Source organism: Mycobacterium barrassiae, assembly GCF_025822765.1.
GTDB lineage: Bacteria > Actinomycetota > Actinomycetes > Mycobacteriales > Mycobacteriaceae > Mycobacterium > Mycobacterium barrassiae.
On sequence record NZ_JACKUK010000029.1, the window covers coordinates 283020 to 300283 of the forward strand.

Here is a 17264-nt window from a genome sequence, read left to right on the forward strand (position 1 = left end):
CGGTTACCCCTCGATGAACGTGACGTTCTCGTCGAGCGGCGCGCGGGCGTTGCGGACGTAGTTGACCGTCGGGTCCTCGTAGCCGATCGACATGCCGCAGAACAACATGAGTTCCGGCGGAGGGCAGGTCACGGCGTCGACCGACTTGCGGACCTGCGACCACGCCATCTGCGGACAGCTGTGCAGGCCCTCGGCGCGCAGCAGCAGCATCACGGTCTGCAGATACATCCCGACGTCCGACCATTGGGGCATGCCCAGGTCGCGGTCGATGTAGCAGAACAGGGCCATGGGCGCGCCGAAGCAGTCCCAGTTCGCGATCGCGGCCCGCGTGCGCGCCTCCCAGTCCTCCCGCGCAACGCCCAGCGCGCTGTAGCGGTCCCTGCCGAACGCCGAGCGGCGTTCGTTGTACGGAGATTTGAGGTCGGGCGGATACATCACGTACTCGCGGTCATCCCACGGGTCACCGGCGGCCACCCGCTCGGTGGCGACTTTCTTGAGCTGCTCCAGCGGCTCGCCGGTGACCACGTAGATGTTCCACGGCTGGATGTTGGATCCGGACGGTGACCATGCCGCGGCGTTCAGCACACGTTCGATCACTTCCCTGGATACGGGTTCGTCGGTGAAGCCTCGCACCGCCCTTCGCGTTGCGACCGCCTCGTAGACGTCCATCGCCCTGCCCTTCTTCTCTTCTCTTGTGTGGTTAGGTTCTCGCGACCGCTTCGAGGAGCCAGTCCTCGAGCCTGGTGTCGAACAGCGTGGCGCCTTCGCCGGGGACCAGGGTGCGCTCCTCGAGTGCGATGCCCCAGTACTTGGACTCGGGGTCGGCGACGACCTCGCGGGTGTCGCCTCGCGCCGTCAACGCGATCCTGATGGCGTCAGGCAGCCGGAAGGCTTGTGGCCCACCGATTTCGACGATGCCGTTCGCCGGCTCTCCGACCGCTGCTCTCGCGACACCTTCGGCGACATCGGTGCCTGCCATCGGCTGGAAGTACGCCGGTGGCATCCGTACCGTGTCCCCCTCGGTCGCGGAATCCGCGAGAGTGTTGATGAACTCGAAGAACTGCGTTGCATGCACGATGGTGAAGGGGATGGACCCTTCGCTGATCAGCTTCTCCTGCAACAGCTTCGCCTCGAAGTAGCCGCTCTGCAGGGCCAGCTGATCGGTGCCGACGACGGACAGCGCGACATGATGCTGCACTCCGGCGTCCTTCTCGGCGGCGAGCAGGTTGGCCGTCGCCGTGCGGAAGAAGTCCACGGCCGCATCGTCGAGCGTCGGGGAATTCGACACGTCGACGACTACCGAGGCGCCGGCCAGTACGTCCGCCAGGCCCTCGCCGGTGAACGTGTTGACGCCGGTCGACGGAGCGGCCGGCACGACGTCGTGGCCCCGTTCGCTCAAGTTGTGCACGAGCTTGCTGCCCACCATCCCGGTGCCACCGATGACGACGATTCTCATGATGTGCCTTCCTGTTGGTCGATCCCGTTCGATCCCGTCACACCTATGACCGGGAAGGCGGCGGTTCTGTGACAGGGCGGCGCGTTCAGGACACGAGCGGTGCCAGGTGCATCCTGGCGTAGGCCGCCACCGCATCCTCGTCGGTGACGTCGAGCACCGGGGAGCTGACCTGAACCAGCGATGCGGCCAGCCGGATGTGCAGGTCGGCCACCGCGAGGAGGTCGTGGTCGGGCATCTTTGCACCCGCCGCACGCAGCGCCTTCGCCATCGCGGTCGACGCGCTGATCAGAAAAGTTCGGGCCTCGTCGAACATTCCGGTCGTCGCAGTGAAGTCGCCGTCGAGTTGCAGGAACCTGCGCATCACCGGCTCACCGGTGAGCAGCCGGACACCCTCGCGGAACGCCGCGACCGCGGCTTCCTGCGGACCGTTGTCGATCGCCACGGTCTGCAGCCGCGCCATCGCGAATTCGAAGGTCTGTCTGCCCAGCTCGGTGATCAGCGCGTCGCGGCTGGGAAAGCGGCGGTACAGGGTGCTCCTGCTGACACCGGCTTGGCGGGCGATCACCTCCATGCTCAGCCGGCCGACCCCGACGAGCGCCACCTCTTCGGCGGCGGCCTTCAGGATCGCGGCCTCCTGTTGGGTGGGACTGGCGTTGGTGCGTAGCCGTCGCATCCGGGCAGCCCAGGTCAGCCTGCGGGGCAGCCGGGAGGAGGCGCGAACGAATCGAGTGCAACCGAGCGATGCACATGCACGAGCTTCTCATATTCGATTCGGTTGCGCGCCAACGGGATCAGCAACAGCCGGTCGGGCAGGACGCGCCAGGCCAGCTGCAGCATCCGGCAGTACAGCGCGAACTCCAGGTCATGGCGCGGTTCCCACTTGAAACCGGTCAACTCCCGGATTCCGGGATGCAGGATGCCGAACGAGCACACCTTGACGACGTGACCTGCGACGGGGCGCAGAACCATCCACGGCGGTGTCAGCACCCGGCGCAACGGTGCGGGCAGCACGACGGTCGGCAGCGGTAAGCGGGTCAGATCGGCGGTGACACGTTGCAGAAAACTGTTCTCCTGCAGTTCATTCCGCACCATCGTGTCGTAGTAGTCCACGGCGTCGGCGTACGTGGCTGGCAGTTTCGCGTTCTTCCCGGGCAGTTCCAGCGCGCCGAACGCGTCGAGTAGTTGCTCGTAGGCGAGTTCACGCTCGGCCTCGTTCAGCACGATGCCCGTACACGGTGTGAAGGAGTTGAGCACCAAGAACATTCCGCTGACCGCGATCCAGTTCCACAGCTTCGGATCGAGCGCGCTGTAGCGCACGTCGGCGAAGTCTCCGACTCCCTGGCCGTGGACCTCGCGGTGCATCATCTTGAGCCGATCGGCTTCGGCAACACGATCGGCGGCGTCACCCCAAATGGCCAGGAAGGCCGAAAAGCCGCTGCGCACACCGCGGTCGGCGAAATTGGCCGCAAAGCGCCCGGTCCTGTCCACCGCCGCCGCGACCGGGACCAGGGCGACCTCATCGAACGCCGCCGCGCCGAAGAAGCCGCCGAAGACGCTGCCGCTGTGCTTGCGGAATTCCCTGAGGACTTTCGGCCGCACCGATTCGGTGTCGTACGTGGAAGTTGTCTCGGCAGTTGCGACCATTTGGCCCTCCGATGCGCGGCTTGACACAAAGGCTAGCTCTTTGTGTCAACATGTCAATGGTCCGTCACCAGACGCGCGCTACGGCTCGAGCGTCACCACCGTGATGTCCGGCGGCGCCCCGATCCGCACCGGCGGACCCCAGAGCCCGGCACCTCTGGTGACGTACAGCTGGGTGTCGTCGACGGTCGACAGGCCGGCCAGCGACGGCTGCACCATCCTGACGACGTAGTGGAACGGCCATATCTGACCGCCATGGGTGTGCCCGGACAGCTGCAGATCCACGCCGCGGGCGGCGGCTTGCGACACCAGCACCGGTTGGTGCGCCAGCAGGATCGTCGGACGGGACCCGTCCACCCCGTCCAGCGCGCGGTCGAAATCGGGCGGGTCGTCGCGTCTGCGCCCGGCGATGTCGGTGACGCCTGCGAGATCGAACGCCGCGCCACCCCGCCGGATCACGGTGTTCTCGTTGCGCAGCGGGTGCACGCCCAACCTGTCCAGTTCGGTCAGCCAGGCGTCGGTGTCGTCGTTGAAGTACTCGTGGTTGCCGGTGACGAAGAACGCCCCCTCGGGAGCGACCAGGTCCCGCAGCGGTGCGGCTGCGGAGCCGAGTTCGGCGACCGTGCCGTCCACGAGGTCACCCACGATCGCCACCAGGTCCGGCTTCGCCCCGTTGATGATGTCGACGATGCGCTCGGTGTGCGCGCGGCCGGCCAGCGGCCCGAGATGAATGTCGGACACCAGCGCGATGCGAAAGCCTCCGAACGCGGGATCCAGCCTGCGCAGGCGCACCGGAACCTGAAGCAGGGCGGGCGGTCCCATGCCGGTCGCGGCGCCGACACCGACCAGGCCCACCGACGCGGCTCCGGCCGCCACCGCGCTGGCGCGGGCGAGGAACATCCTGCGGTTCAACGCCGGTGGCGGTGCGTCGTCGACGGCGGTTGTCTCTTTCGGTTGCCGCTTGACCCAACCGCGCAACGCGAGTCGAACCGGTTCCAGCACGAGCAGCGTCAGGAACAGGTAGACGAGCAGACCCAGCCACACCAGGCCCGGCCACGCGTACCAGGCCGACCCGCGCACACCGGTGACGCGCGGCATGACGACCGCCGCGATTAGCAGGACCGCGAGGCCGAGGAGCATGGCCGTGAAGACCCATCTGGTGCGTCCCGGCCGGGTGGTGTCCTTGATCAACCGCTTCCACACGTAGGCGTTCATCAGCGCCAGAACCGTGGCCAGCAAGACGAAGAACATTGGCGCCAGCTTATGCAGACCGGCGATTCTTTGGATCGGGTAAGGAGACAGCCAATGCGTTGGCGTCATCCAGAGACCAGAATGGAAGGCGAACCCCTTCCACCTCCAACGTATAGCGGGTACCGGGGCTTGCGGCAAGGCCCCGGTCATGCCGCACAATCTGTCGCCTAGGTCCGAACGGCAATTGGGGGCGTGTGTCAACTCAGGACTACGACGACGAACTGCAATCAGAGCAGAGCTATGTGGACGGGCTGTATGCCCGACTCGACGCCGAGCGCGCACGGGTCAAGGCCAAATACAGCGCCGCGTTGAGCGGTCCGATCGACCGCATGGACGGCGGCACCCTGGTGGCGCGCGACGTCGAGGTGCGCGCGCTGGCCAAACAGGCCGCGCGGCTGGACGTGGCCGACAGCGGACTGTGCTTCGGCCGGCTCGACAGCGTCACCGGCCAGCGGTTGTACATCGGCCGCATCGGCATCCTCGATGACGACAACGAATACGAGCCGCTGCTGCTGGATTGGCGTGCACCCGCCGCCCGCGCGTTCTACGTCGCGACCGCCGCGCATCCGGAGAACATGCGCCGACGCCGCCAATTCCTCAGCCGCGGCCGACGGATCGTCGACTACACCGACGAGGTCCTGGGCCGGCCCACCGGCGACGAACGCGGGGACGCCGCGCTGCTGGCCGCGGTCAACGCGCCGCGCGGGGAGGGCATGCGGGACATCGTCGCGACGATCCAGGCCGAGCAGGACGAGATCATCCGGCTCGACCACCCCGGCGTGCTGGTGATCGAAGGCGGGCCCGGCACCGGCAAGACCGTGGTGGCGCTGCACCGCGTCGCGTACCTGCTCTACACCCAGCGCAAGCAGATGGAACGCCACGGCGTCCTCGTGGTCGGGCCCAACGCGGCGTTCCTGAACCACATCGGCCGCGTGCTCCCCTCGCTTGGCGAGTCCGACGTCGTGTTCATGACCGTCGGCGACCTCGTGCCGGGACTGCACGTCAGCGCCGAGGACTCCGACGAGGTGGCGCGGGTCAAGGGCTCGTTGAAGATGCTCGACGTGCTGGCGGCCGCGATCGCCGATCGGCAACGGCTGCCGAAGGATCCGGTGCCGATCGAGCTGTCAGACGTCACGGTGCGCATCGACGCCGAAACCGCCGAGTGGGCGCGCGACGAGGCGCGCTCGAGCGGGCGACCACACAACGAGGCGCGCGAGGTGTTCACGGAGATCATCACGTACGTCCTGACCGAGCGGGCGATCGCGCGGATCGGCAAGGGCTGGCTGAGCCGCGACGATCGCGACGCCTGGGAACAGCTGCGCACGAGCCTGATCGACGAGCTCGCCGACCACGCCGCGTTCGCCGCCGCACTCGACGAGCTCTGGCCGATCCTCACGCCGCAGACCCTGCTCGCCGAGCTCTACGAGTCACCCGAGCGGTTACGTGCCGCGCACGCCGACCCGGTGCTGTACCGCGCCGACGGCCAGGCGTGGACCGTCTCCGACGTCCCGCTGCTCGACGAGTTGGTTGACCTGCTGGGCCGTGACAAACCGGCCGACGATGCGGCCGCACGGGAACGCAACGCGGAGGCCGCGTACGCCGCAGGCGTCCTGGACCTGCTGGTCAGTCGCGAGGACCTGATGGACGACGAGGACCACCTGCTGGCTCAGGACCTCCTCTACGCCGAGGATCTGGCCGAGCGCTTCATCGAGCGCGATACCCGTGAACTCGTCGAACGTGCTGCCGCAGACCGGGATTGGACGTACCGGCACGTCGTGGTCGATGAGGCGCAGGAGCTCTCGGAGATGGACTGGCGGGTGCTGATGCGACGCTGCCCCAGCAAGTCCTTCACCGTGGTCGGCGATCTGGCCCAGCGCCGCTCGGCCGCGGGTGCGACGTCTTGGGACTCGATGCTCGAGCCGTATGTGTCGGGGCGGTGGGTCTACCGCTCACTGTCGGTGAACTACCGAACGCCTGCGGAGATCATGGACGTCGCCGCCGCGCTGCTCGCGGAGTTCGCCCCCGACATCCGGCCGCCGGAATCGGTCCGCGCATCCGGAGTGCCGCCGTGGTCGCGCCAGGTCACCGATGACGAATTACCTTCCGCTATCCAGGAATTCGTCGATGACGAGGCGCAGCGCGAAGGTACCAGCGTGGTGATCGGGCCACCGGATGTTCCCGGTGCGGTGCCGCCGTCGCAGACGAAGGGCCTGGAATTCGACGCCGTGCTGGTGGTGGATCCGGACCGGATCCTCGCCGCGGGGCCGCGCGGGGCGGCCGAGCTGTACGTCGCACTGACGCGCGCCACGCAGCGCCTTGGCATCCTGCACCGCGCTCCCTTGCCGACCGCGCTGACCGGACTCGTCCGATCTCGTGAGGCTCTGGCGAAATAGCTGCCGCGCCATCCTGGTTGTGCTCGAACATGAGCGACCTCAAAGGTGACCTCTCGCAGTTCGGACCCAATGCCCCCGGATACGCGTGGACCCTGGCCGACGACGTTGCCCCGATTCCGGTGTTCCCCGGCATCACCGTCAAGCCGTTGTGGGAGGGCGACAACGGTGCCAAGGCCTTCATCACCGAGCTCGAACCGGGTGCGGTGTGGGGCACGGAAGACCACCACGGTCCCGGTCCGGAGGAGGTCTTCGTGGTGTCAGGCGTGCTGAACGACGGGGTGCAGGACTACCCGGCCGGCACCTTCCTGCACGCACCTGCCGGTTCGTGGCATGTTCCGCAGTCGGTCACCGGCTGCGTGCTGTTCGTCTTCTACCCCGAAGGCTGAGAGCGCTACTTCAGTCCCGCTACTTCCACGCGAAGACGGGCTGTTCGAGCTCGTCGACCGGATCGTGGCGGCCCTCCAGGCCCAGCCATCGCAGCTGCAGCAGCACCGCACCGGTGGGTGCGTGGATCAGGTCGTTGCCCAGCGGGATCTGCACGACGGGGCGCGGGCTCTCCGGGATGGTGATGAAGCGCGGCGAATCGTCGCGCTGAAGTTGATGCAGCCCGACGCGGTAGACCGCCACCACCTCCTCGGGTGCGGGGCGTAAGTCGAGCCGTCCGCCACCCCAGATCACCACCGGGGTGATCACGTAACCGGACCGCGTCGGGTAATCGTCGAGGAAGCCCAGCACGGTCGAGTGGGGCAGCGTCACGCCCACCTCCTCGTCCAGTTCGCGCAGCGCCGCGTCGACGGCGTCCTCGCCGGGATCGAGCCGGCCACCGGGCAACGCCCACTGCGCCGCGTGCGACGAGAGCCGTGATGCCCTGCGGCACAACAGAAATGCGGCGCCGCCCGAAACGTCGACCATGCGGCCGTCCAGGTTCCCGGGCATCGGCCGGCCGTCGATCCAGTCGTCGACCGGCGCGGGGTCGACGCGATCCTCCCCCAGCACCGAGTCGACGAGGACCACGGCGACGGCGGCGTGCCGTTTGGTCGGGTCGGTCACGGTACGGCGATCGTGCCGCGCGAGATGGGCGCGGACGCGTTCCCGGAGCGCCTCGTCGTAGCTGACAGTCACCGCCTGACCATATGCAGGCGGGGGCGGTCCCCCGCCGCCTGGGCGGGATACATGTATGTGCTATGCATATATGCGTGCCGCACTCGCGCTACGACCAACTCGACGAATTGCTGACGCGCCTTCATGTCGCGCGCCAGCGGCCGAATTGGCGGCGCCGGCTCCTCGACGGCGCCGACCCCGTCACCAGCGTTTCCACGCTGCGGGTGCTGCGGGCGGTCGAGCAATCCCAGCAGGCCGGCGACGGGGCATCCATCAGCGACGTCGCCGACTACATGGCCGTCGAGCACTCCACGGCCAGTCGCACCGTCGCGGGTGTCGTCGCCGCAGGCCTGCTGACCAAGGCGTTCGCGGCCGACGACCAGCGGCGCTGCGTGCTGGTGCTGACCGACGTGGGGCGCAAGACCCTCGCGACGGTGACCGACCGTCGGCGTGAGCTCGTCGCCGAGACCATCGCCGACTGGGCCGACGCCGACGTCGACGCGCTCGTGGCCCTGTTGGAGCGACTGACCGAACGATTCGAATCCGCGGCGGCCCAATGACCGCGGAGACCACCACACACACCACTGCCCTGCCGACCAAGCCTCGAGGCGCGCTCGGGCTGATGTTCGACCCCGTCTTCGGGGCGCTGTTCTGGGGCAGGATGATCTCGGTCGTCGCGGTGTGGACGCACGGCATCGTCGCGGCGATCGTGATGTACGACGCGACGCGTTCGGCCCTCATGGTCGGCCTTGTCGGCGTCGCCCAGTTCGCTCCCCAACTCGTCCTCAGTCCCACCAGCGGTAAGTGGGCCGACACGGGCAACCCCGCCCGCCAGATCCTGCTCGGCCGGGTGTTGTGTGTCGCCGGGTCCGGCTTCACCGCGGCATGGCTGTTCGTCGAACCTGCACAGCAGGGGCTGTCCGCCGCCCTCCCGGTGCTACTGGGCACCCTGCTGGTGGGCTTCGGCTTCGTCGTCGGCGGCCCCGCGATGCAATCGATCGTGCCGAACCTGATCCGCGACGGTGAGCTCTCCACGGCCATGGCGCTCAACAGCATTCCGATGACGATCGGGCGGATCCTCGGCCCGGCCTCGGGGGCGTACCTTGCCGCACACTTCGGGGCGGCGACCGGGTTCGGCATCAGCGCCGCCCTGCATCTGGTGTTCGCGTTACTCCTGCTGATCGTGCGCTTCCCGGCGCCACCCGTGCGGCTGGGCGACACGGACTACCGCGTTCGCGTCGCGCTCAAATACGTGTGGCGCGACCGGCCACTGCTGCTGGCGCTGGTCGCAGTGGGCGCCGTCGGGTTCGCCTCGGACTCGTCGATCACGTTGGCGCCGTCCATGGCCGACGAGCTCGGTGGCGACGCCCGACTGGTCGGGATGCTGTCGGCGAGCTTCGGTATCGGTGCCGCGGTCGGGATGGCGGCGCTGGCGATCATGGCGGGCCGGATGGTGTCGACGCGAGTGTCGGCCATCGGCTTGGCGGGCCTCGGCGCGGGATGCGCCGTCCTGGTCACCGCGACGAACCCCACGCTGGCGATCGCCGGATTCGCGCTGGCCGGTCTCGGCTTCGGCTGGGCGATGACCGGGCTCAGCACCGTCGTGCAGGAACGTGCGCCCGAAGAACTGCGCGGCCGGATCATGGCGCTGTGGCTGGTCGGCTTCCTCGGTTCGCGCCCGATCGCGGCGGCGCTGCTCGGCGGCGCGGCCGACGTCTTCAGTGTCTATACGGCCTTCGCCGTCGCGGCGGCGCTGTGCGTGATCATGGCGCTGTGGTGCCGGCCGTCGAAGCTCGCAGGCCCGCTGCCTGCCCGGATCTGATGGCTGCGGACGGCCCCGACCGGGTCGACGCCAGCATGCTCACCGGCGTCTCGGAGACGGCGCTGCTTACGCTGAACGGTCGAGCGCATCAGGCCCGCCACCCACACGCCATCATCGATGATCCGATGGCGATCCGGCTGGTCGATTCCATCGACTTCGACTTCGACAAGTTCGGCCGCCGTAAGGGCCAGGAGATGGCGCTGCGCTCGCTGGCCTTTGACCGGGCCGCAGTGCAGTACCTGTCCGAGCACCCGGCCGCCACGGTCGTGGCGCTCGCCGAGGGTCTGCAGACCAGCTTCTGGCGGCTGAGCAGTGCGCTACCCGATGCGCAATTCCGGTGGTTGACAGTCGATTTCGAGCCGATCATCGCGTTGCGCAAGCGGCTGCTGCCGTCCTCGCCGCGCATCACCACACTTGCCCAATCGGCGCTCGACTATTCGTGGATGGACGCCGTCGATACCTCAAACGGCGTCCTCATCACTGCGGAGGGTCTGCTGATGTATCTGCAGCCCGACGAGGCGATGGGTTTGATCACCGAGTGCGCCAGGCGATTTCCCGGCGGCCAGATGATCTTCGACCTGCCGCCTGTGCTGGTGAAGAAGTTCGCCAAGAACGGCTTGAGGTCGTCCAAGGAGTATCGCGTCCCGCCGATGCCGTTCAGCCTCACGCCCAACCAACTGGCCGACCTCGCCAACACCGTGCCCGGTATCCGAGCCGTGCGCGACCTGCCGATGCCGCGGGGTCGTGGCTTCCTTTTCGAGAAGGTCTACCCGGCGTTCTGGCAGTGGCGGCTGACCAAGCAGATTCGCGGCGCCTATACGCTGCTGGAATTCGGCTGAGCAGCAGCGAGTCCTAACTGTTCACCGAGTGCTGAGCGCCGGTTCCTGCACCTGCGTTGACGATTCGTCGCCCTCGACACGGCCGCGGGCGAGGCCGAACAGCGCCACGCCCGCCAGCACCGCGGAGACGAACATCACCACGCCCATCGGCACCGCCGTGGCCTCGCCAGCCAGACCGACCAGAGGTGCGGTGACCGCGCCTGCGCCGTACTGCAGGAACCCGAGCACCGTAGAGCCGGTGCCCGCCGCATGGCGCACCTCGGTGGTGGCCAGCGCAGCCGCGTTGGCGTAGATGAATCCGACACTGCCCATGAAGCACGCCATCAATGCGATTGTGACCCAGGCGATCACACCGCCGATCGTCACGTCGATCAACATCAGGGTGGTAACGAGCACCATGCCCGTGACGCCGGCCGTCAAGACCTGCTGTGGGGCGAACGTGCGGACCAGCCGCGCGGAGACGAGGCTGCCGAGACCGATCGTCAGCGCACACGACCCGAAAGTCACGGAGTAGGCGGCAGGCGAGAACCCGAGAACGTTCTGCAGGACGAACGGCGACGCCGATATGTAGGCGAACATCGCCGCGGCGGAGAACGCCATGCACAGCGTGAAGCCGAGATAGTGCCGGTTGCCCAGCACGCTTCGGGTGCTCTCCGCCAACGCTTTCAGGCCACCGGGCTTGCGCCGGTCCGCCGGAAGTGACTCGCCGACGGCGAAGACGACCTGCCCGAACACTGAACCCCGGCGGATTTGGCACGTACAGGCCAAACGTTGGCGCGCTCGGCCCGCGACCTCTCTCCATACGGGCGCGACCATCGGTGTACGGCAACGAGTGGAGGAGCCATGCACATCACCGTCGACTACACGCTGTGCGAAGGACATGGCCAGTGTCTGATGGCCGCGCCCGATGTGTTCGATCTGCCCGACGGGGCCGAGCAGGTACAAGTGACCGTTCCGGCCGCGTGGGAAGCGGAGTACGACGCCGTCCTGCGCGCCGTCGCGATGTGCCCGGCGCAGGCCCTGCGGGTGTGCGAATAGACATTTGTTGTCTCACAACGCAACTGACGCATAGCCGGCCCCACCCGTCCTGATACGACGCTGCTGATGCGGCGTCGTTGTTGCAGCTAGCCTCCATAGCGTTGTCCGGTCAGCGCGCACTGCGGTTGGTGGCCAGCGTGGGAGACAGTCGGCTCGGTCCTGGGAGAACGTAGGTGCGATTCGCCCGCTACCAGGGATTGCGCCGAAGGAGGCCCCCAAATGTCCACTCCCACTAGGCAAGCCACCAACCTCGACAGCGCCGCGATCGAGCGGTTCACCGCAGCGGTCGCCGGCCACGCCGAGATCGTCACCGACGAGACGGTGCTGACCCAGCGCGGCCACGACTTCTGGGGTGTGGGCGGGACGGCGGATCTTCTGTTGCGCCCGCACAGCCGCGACGAGATCGCCGCGATCATGCGGATCGCGTCCGAGTACGGCATCGCGATCGTTCCCCGCGGCGGGGCGTCGAACTGCTCCGGCGGCATGATGCCCGAGCACGGCCGGGTACTGCTGGACCTGTCGGGCCTGAATCACATCATCGACGTCGACGTGGCCGGCCGGCGGGCGCGGGTGGAGGCCGGGGTCATCAACTCCGACCTGCAGGACGTTCTGGCCCCGCACGGGTTGTGCTTCTCCCCCGATCCGGTGTCGGCACACCTGGCCACCGTGGGCGGCAACCTCATCGAAAACGCCGGCGGCCCACACGCATTGAAGTACGGCGTCACCTACAACCACATCCTGGCGGCGGAGGTCGTGCTGCCCGACGGATCCACCGTCACCTTCGCCGTCGACGACGACGGCCCGGATCTGCTGGGTGTGCTCATCGGGTCGGAGGGCACGCTGGGCATCGTCACCGAGGTGACGGTGGCACTGCGCCCGATCGCCCCGGTGACCCACAGCCTGATGGGCGCGTTCGCGTCTGCGCGCGAGGCCGCCGACACCATCTCGGCGATCATCGCCACCGGTGTGGTGCCGTCGGCCGTGGAATGGCTGGACCGCGACGGCATCGCCGGGTTGCAGCAGTTCTACGACACCGGCTATCCGCTGGATGCCGATTCGATCGTGCTCATCGATGTCGACGGGACCGCCGAGGAGGTCACCCGCGATCAGGCGATCGTGGAGCGGGTGCTGCGTGAGCACGCCACCGAGGTCCGCGTCGCCGAGGAAGACAAGGACCGCGCCGCCCTGTGGTACGGCCGGTTGCACGCTCCCGACTCGGTGGTGGCCAGCGGCAAGGGCTTCTTCATCGGCGATGTCACCGTGCCCCGCGACCGCATCCCCGAGATGCAGGAAGCCATCCAGGCGACCGCCGAACGGCACAAGGACGGGCTGCTGTTCATCGCGGTGTGCGGACACGCCGGCGACGGCGATCTGCATCCCACCACGTTCTACGACAAGGACAACCCGAAGGCCGCCGCAGCATTGAAAGCCGCCAACGACGAGATCATCGCCGCCGCTTTGGAATTGGGCGGCACCATCACCGGCGAGCACGGAGTGGGCACCGAGAAGATCGCGTTCATGACTCAGCGGTTCACCCCGGTCGAGATCGCCGCGCAGCGCGCCATCAAAGCGGTGTTCGACCCTGCCGGTCTGCTCAACCCCGGCGTCATGCTGCCCGAGGTGTCACCGGCCGAACCCGACGTGCACCGGTTCGGCGCCGCGGTCCGCGACGCCCTGGCCGGGACCCTCACGCCCGATGCCAAGGCACCGTTGACCGCAGGCGGTAACACCGACATCGAGGTCAACCTCGGCAACCTGAGCTTGGTGGTGGGTGCGGAGGCGACGCTGGACGACATTCGGAGTCATCTCGACGAGCAGGGCGTCGTCTGCGTCGCCGTCCCGGCGACAGGCGGCGGGCGCACCATCGGTGAGCTCGTGGCGACCGCCACCGGTGATGAACGCATCGAGGTTCGGCATGCCCTGCTGGGCGCCGACGTCACCGTCATCGACGGCGACGCCCCCGCCCGCTTCGGCGCCGAAACGATGAAGGACGTCGCGGGTTACGACACCAAGCGCCTCTACATCGGCGGCCATGGTGCCTTCGGCGCCCTGACCAAGCTGATCTTCAAGATCAAGGTCAAGGCCTGACTCGCCGCACCGACTGCACGCTTGTTTACACGGCTATTCGGCCGATACGTACAACAAGCGTGCAGTGGCGGCGAAAAGAACTGCAAAGGGTGTCGGTTCCGAGCCCCGATAATGGACAAGTGGCCACCTCCCTGTCAGCCGTCGAGGCGTCGCAGCCGGAACGGCTGGTTTCGGCGGCCGCCGAAGTCGGCGCACGGACGGCGCAGCTCGACAGTCTGATAACGACGCAGCGCGAGTCCGTCGACAAGCTGCGTGAGGGGTGGTCGGGATCCGCGGCCAACGCCGCATTGGCCCGCGGCGAAAAGAATCTCGTCAGCCAGGAAGCGCTGCGCGACAAACTGCGGACACTGCAGGGAGTGCTCGCCACCGGAGGTGGGCAGCTGGCCTCGACGCGCACTGCCCTGCTGGACTTGGTTTCTCAGCTGAAGAGCCAGGGTTGGCAGGTCTCCGACAGCGGGGTTGCGACGCCTCCGCCCAACCTGCCCGAGGTGTTCCGCAGCTATCCGCAGGCTTACACGCAGATGCTGCAGCGCCTGCTCAAGACCTACGACGGTATCGACGGTGAGACCGCAAGCAAGTTCCCTACGTTCGACGAGGACGGGGACGCCAAGCCCGACATGTCATTCGTCGTCGGGGACGACCCCCGCAAGGAGGAGATCGAGGACCTGGTGCGCCGCTCGCTAGCGGGCGACAAGGACGCCGCCCGACAGGTCGACGACATTCTCGACGGCATCAACCCGAATCAACTCCAGCCGCACACCGATCCGAACAATCCAGGCGTCACCGCGCCGCCGGTGCCATTGACGCCGGACCAGGCCGAAGTGGTCAGCCAGATGCAGTCGCAGATGAGCGGCAAGTCGCTCGACGAGCTGGTGCAGCTGAAGAACGACCTCGGTGAACACGGCGACATCATCGGCGACTCGATGCAGGTCATGAGCGATCCCGACGTGAAATTCCCGCTGGTGATCGATGAGCCGTTCCAGGACCAGCTTCCGCCGGGCATCGACGCCGACTCGATGACGGGCGGCAAAGGCATGCTGCCCCAAAGCGTGAAGGATGCGCTCGACGCTCCCGCGGTCAGCCGCGACATCACCGATCCCAACCAAACCGTTCCCGTCACCACCTATCCGTCCGGCGATGATCTGAAGAAGGTCTCCGATCTGATCAAGGCCGGCGACGCGCAGTTCCAGCAGGGTTCCGAACTCGACCGCACGATGATGGACCGCGCGGTCGACGTATTGCACGGGGCCGAGCAGGAGAACCGGGATTACTTCAAGAGCTCGAACCCGCAAGGCGATTCGATCGCTCAGGACATCTTCAACTCGGCCGGCCGCGATCAGATCGTCAGCCACGACATGCTCACAGAGCCGAACTCGACGTTCCTCGACGACATCGCGCGACACGAGTGGACCGACAACGGCGCCTCGGTCCGAACTCTCACCGATTGGGTGCACGACGGAGCGACATCGAGCAATCCCGACGTTGCGCTGCGAGCAGGCGAGACAGCGAACGCGCTGTCGTCATACCTCGGCGACAAGGGCGACGACCTGTTGAATCTGCAACACCCCGGGGGGTGGGGCCTCTACGAGAACACAACGGTCGGCCAGATGAATCCCGATCTTGTGCAGGGCTGGGGCGATGCGCTCGATCCGTATCAGAAGGCGATGCTCGGTGACGGGCAGATGCCCGGCTTCGAACCCGTACCAGGGACGGCGAATTCAGATTTCACCGAGATGCGCAACATCTTCGCCGTGATGGATTCGGACCCGACGGCGGCGAAGGCGTGGAACGAAACGGCGTACGGGCACATCCTCGACTACCAACGCAATCCCGACTACAACAACCTCGCGAACGCCGGCGCCATGCTCGGCGTCATCGATTCTGCGGCGGTACAGGAGATGGAGTCCCGCGGCGCCAACAATCTCGACAACCAGAAGGCCGTCTACGACATGAGGAAGGCCGCGCTGGGCGCTGCACTCGGCTGGCCGGCGAGCCAGGTGCCCGCTGTCGGCGGCACGATTGCAGAGCTGACGATCAAGGGGATGATCGGCTCGGAGCCCACCCTCGAATCGGTGGCGGCGAATGCGCCCACCACCACCGTTGCCGACGCGATGAACCAGACGAACTTCTACATCGCCGAAGACCTGGTGCAAAACGATCCCAATCTCGGCGAGATGGCCCAGTACGTCGAGGACGGGGCGCTGAAGCGCCCCGAGGACATCCCGGAGGGCCAACGACGTGACTACTTCCTCGATATGCAGGAGTATGTGGAGAACCGCGGTTTCGCCAACGCGATGGACACCTTCTACAAGCAGTACCAGGAGGCCGGCGGAATCAACGTGCCGAAAGGATTCTCCCTGCGCGGATGACACGCTCGACGAGAACGATCAGCATTCTGGCGGCGCTGCTCATTGCGGTGTCCGCCTGCGGTAGTTCACCTCCCGAGCTTCCCCCGGACTCTCCGTCGGCGATGGTCGAGTTACTCACCAGCGATACGGGCAACGCCGACCTGAAGAAGTTGACGACGTACGAATGGGACGACGACGGCGCGGCCGCCGGGGCTCAGTTCACGTGGATCGGCGAAAATGCCGCCTCGACGGACGGCGCCGTCGCCGCACAGGCGGCACAGGCTGCGGCGGCACTCGCCGAGTTCCTGATCGCCGACCACGCCGCCCTGATGGCCGTGGGTTCGGGCTTCCTCGGGCTTTCGAAAGTTCCAGCTGCACAACTCAATCCGCTTCTTGTCAGGAGCTACTCGGCTGCGCTGGCACCCTTCTTCGGCGACCTGGTCGGCGGGCAACAGCAGGCCTTTGAAACCGTTCGCACCGAGGTGTTGGCCGACCCGTCCGCGCTACGAAACCTGCTGTCGGTCCTGGTCGCAGACCCTGAGGCCGGTCGAACCGCAGTCGAAACAGCCCGAGTTGCCGCGGAACGGTATGAGGATGCCGCCGCTGCGGATCCACCGGGCGGTGACGAGTCCGTCACCGACCTCACCGCGGCCGGATCGCTACTGGGGTCGTCATTCGGCGCCGTCAAGCAGGAGGGCAGCGACATCCCGACCCGGACCAGCGGTGAGGCGCTCAACGACATGGCGGTCCGCATCGCTTCGACTCTGGTGCGGTCGGATCCGAATCCGGCGAAGGTCAGCAAGTACGTGCAGGACGGCGCACTCATGACTCCCGACGAGGTGGAGCGCACCTTCTCCAATGCCGCGATGCGCACATACTTCCTCGACTTGCAGGATTACATCTCGACCAAGGGATTCGGCGACGGCCTGAGCGCATTTCAGGATGCTTTCAAGGCCACGTCCAACGAAGCCGCGCGGTAGCGTCAGGTCGGGATGTCGACGTCACGGATGGCGTCGGCAGTTGATGCATCCTCGCCGAGATACGCGCGCGCCGCGGCACCCAGGTTGTCACCGTACTTGCGAACACTCTCGACTGCGGCAGTGACGGCGGCGGCTACACCCTGTTGCGCCCTCCGGCATGAGTCCGCCGTCAGTGACTGCCCCGCCGCGGCGGCCGCGTCACCGATCGGGGTGTCGGCCTCAATGCGGTTCAACGCGTCGACCACGTCACCGAAAACCATTGTCGCGCTTTGCAGCGCCTGGGGATTTACCCTGAGTATCTCGGCAT

Annotated in this window: 17 protein-coding genes; 9 read left to right on the plus strand and 8 right to left on the minus strand. The window is 67.1% G+C overall.

Annotated features, from left to right (window positions below; genetic code table 11):
* Nucleotides 1–3 precede the first annotated feature (3 nt).
* The 5 genes from H7J93_RS21055 to H7J93_RS21075 all read right to left on the minus strand — a co-directional run bounded on the left by H7J93_RS21055 (nt 4) and on the right by H7J93_RS21075 (nt 4348).
* On the minus strand, nt 4–669 hold the full coding sequence (locus H7J93_RS21055; protein WP_267308244.1) for a nitroreductase: 666 nt from the start codon (nt 667–669) through the stop codon (nt 4–6).
* Nucleotides 670–700: 31 nt separating this feature from the next.
* Complete coding sequence (locus H7J93_RS21060) at nt 701–1456, minus strand: SDR family oxidoreductase (protein WP_267308245.1); 756 nt, start codon at nt 1454–1456, stop codon at nt 701–703.
* A gap of 85 nt (nt 1457–1541) precedes the next feature.
* Nucleotides 1542–2129 (minus strand): TetR/AcrR family transcriptional regulator, encoded by a 588-nt coding sequence (locus H7J93_RS21065; RefSeq protein WP_267308246.1) that lies wholly within the window; start codon nt 2127–2129, stop codon nt 1542–1544.
* 14 nt (nt 2130–2143) lie between these two features.
* Entirely contained in the window at nt 2144–3100 is a 957-nt protein-coding gene (locus tag H7J93_RS21070) for an oxygenase MpaB family protein (protein WP_267308247.1), read from the minus strand.
* Nucleotides 3101–3178: 78 nt separating this feature from the next.
* On the minus strand, nt 3179–4348 hold the full coding sequence (locus H7J93_RS21075) for a metallophosphoesterase (protein WP_267308248.1): 1170 nt from the start codon (nt 4346–4348) through the stop codon (nt 3179–3181).
* A 194-nt stretch (nt 4349–4542) separates the two neighbouring features.
* On the opposite strand from H7J93_RS21075, the gene helR reads away from it, so the two are divergent.
* Both helR and H7J93_RS21085 read left to right on the plus strand, forming a co-directional pair.
* Nucleotides 4543–6741: an RNA polymerase recycling motor ATPase HelR gene (gene helR, locus H7J93_RS21080; RefSeq protein ID WP_267308249.1), complete on the plus strand. Its 2199-nt coding sequence runs from the start codon at nt 4543–4545 to the stop codon at nt 6739–6741.
* Nucleotides 6742–6770: 29 nt separating this feature from the next.
* Entirely contained in the window at nt 6771–7127 is a 357-nt protein-coding gene (locus H7J93_RS21085) for a cupin domain-containing protein (protein ID WP_267308250.1), read from the plus strand.
* 19 nt (nt 7128–7146) lie between these two features.
* On the opposite strand, the gene H7J93_RS21090 is transcribed toward H7J93_RS21085, so the two are convergent.
* Nucleotides 7147–7863 carry an NUDIX hydrolase gene (locus H7J93_RS21090; protein WP_267308251.1) on the minus strand — a complete coding sequence of 239 codons (717 nt, stop codon included), beginning with the start codon at nt 7861–7863 and terminating at the stop codon, nt 7147–7149.
* Between the two features lie 62 nt (nt 7864–7925).
* Between H7J93_RS21090 and H7J93_RS21095 the strand changes: the two genes are divergently transcribed.
* From H7J93_RS21095 to H7J93_RS21105, 3 genes are read left to right on the plus strand one after another with little or no spacing between them, the layout of a single operon-like run.
* On the plus strand, nt 7926–8402 hold the full coding sequence (locus H7J93_RS21095) for a MarR family winged helix-turn-helix transcriptional regulator (RefSeq protein ID WP_267308252.1): 477 nt from the start codon (nt 7926–7928) through the stop codon (nt 8400–8402).
* A complete protein-coding gene (locus H7J93_RS21100) occupies nt 8399–9664 on the plus strand; it encodes an MFS transporter (RefSeq protein WP_267308253.1) in 1266 nt (421 codons plus the stop codon). The genes H7J93_RS21095 and H7J93_RS21100 overlap by 4 nt, the downstream gene beginning before the upstream one ends.
* On the plus strand, nt 9664–10503 hold the full coding sequence (locus H7J93_RS21105) for a class I SAM-dependent methyltransferase (RefSeq protein WP_267308350.1): 840 nt from the start codon (nt 9664–9666) through the stop codon (nt 10501–10503). The genes H7J93_RS21100 and H7J93_RS21105 overlap by 1 nt, the downstream gene beginning before the upstream one ends.
* A 21-nt stretch (nt 10504–10524) precedes the next feature.
* On the opposite strand, the gene H7J93_RS21110 is transcribed toward H7J93_RS21105, so the two are convergent.
* Nucleotides 10525–11238 (minus strand): MFS transporter, encoded by a 714-nt coding sequence (locus H7J93_RS21110; RefSeq protein WP_267308254.1) that lies wholly within the window; start codon nt 11236–11238, stop codon nt 10525–10527.
* Nucleotides 11239–11346: 108 nt separating this feature from the next.
* Here H7J93_RS21110 and H7J93_RS21115 point away from each other — a divergent pair, with 108 nt between their 5' ends.
* The 4 genes from H7J93_RS21115 (at nt 11347) to H7J93_RS21130 (ending at nt 16957) form a co-directional block, all read left to right on the plus strand.
* Entirely contained in the window at nt 11347–11541 is a 195-nt protein-coding gene (locus H7J93_RS21115) for a ferredoxin (protein ID WP_267308255.1), read from the plus strand.
* A 219-nt stretch (nt 11542–11760) separates the two neighbouring features.
* Entirely contained in the window at nt 11761–13629 is a 1869-nt protein-coding gene (locus tag H7J93_RS21120; RefSeq protein ID WP_267308256.1) for an FAD-linked oxidase C-terminal domain-containing protein, read from the plus strand.
* Between the two features lie 119 nt (nt 13630–13748).
* On the plus strand, nt 13749–15998 hold the full coding sequence (locus H7J93_RS21125) for a WXG100 family type VII secretion target (protein WP_267308257.1): 2250 nt from the start codon (nt 13749–13751) through the stop codon (nt 15996–15998).
* A complete protein-coding gene (locus H7J93_RS21130) occupies nt 15995–16957 on the plus strand; it encodes a hypothetical protein (protein WP_267308258.1) in 963 nt (320 codons plus the stop codon). The genes H7J93_RS21125 and H7J93_RS21130 overlap by 4 nt, the downstream gene beginning before the upstream one ends.
* Before the next feature lie 2 nt (nt 16958–16959).
* Here the strand turns inward: H7J93_RS21130 and H7J93_RS21135 are convergent, their stop codons facing one another.
* Nucleotides 16960–17217 (minus strand): hypothetical protein, encoded by a 258-nt coding sequence (locus H7J93_RS21135; protein ID WP_372507978.1) that lies wholly within the window; start codon nt 17215–17217, stop codon nt 16960–16962.
* Between the last annotated feature and the right edge of the window lie 47 nt (nt 17218–17264).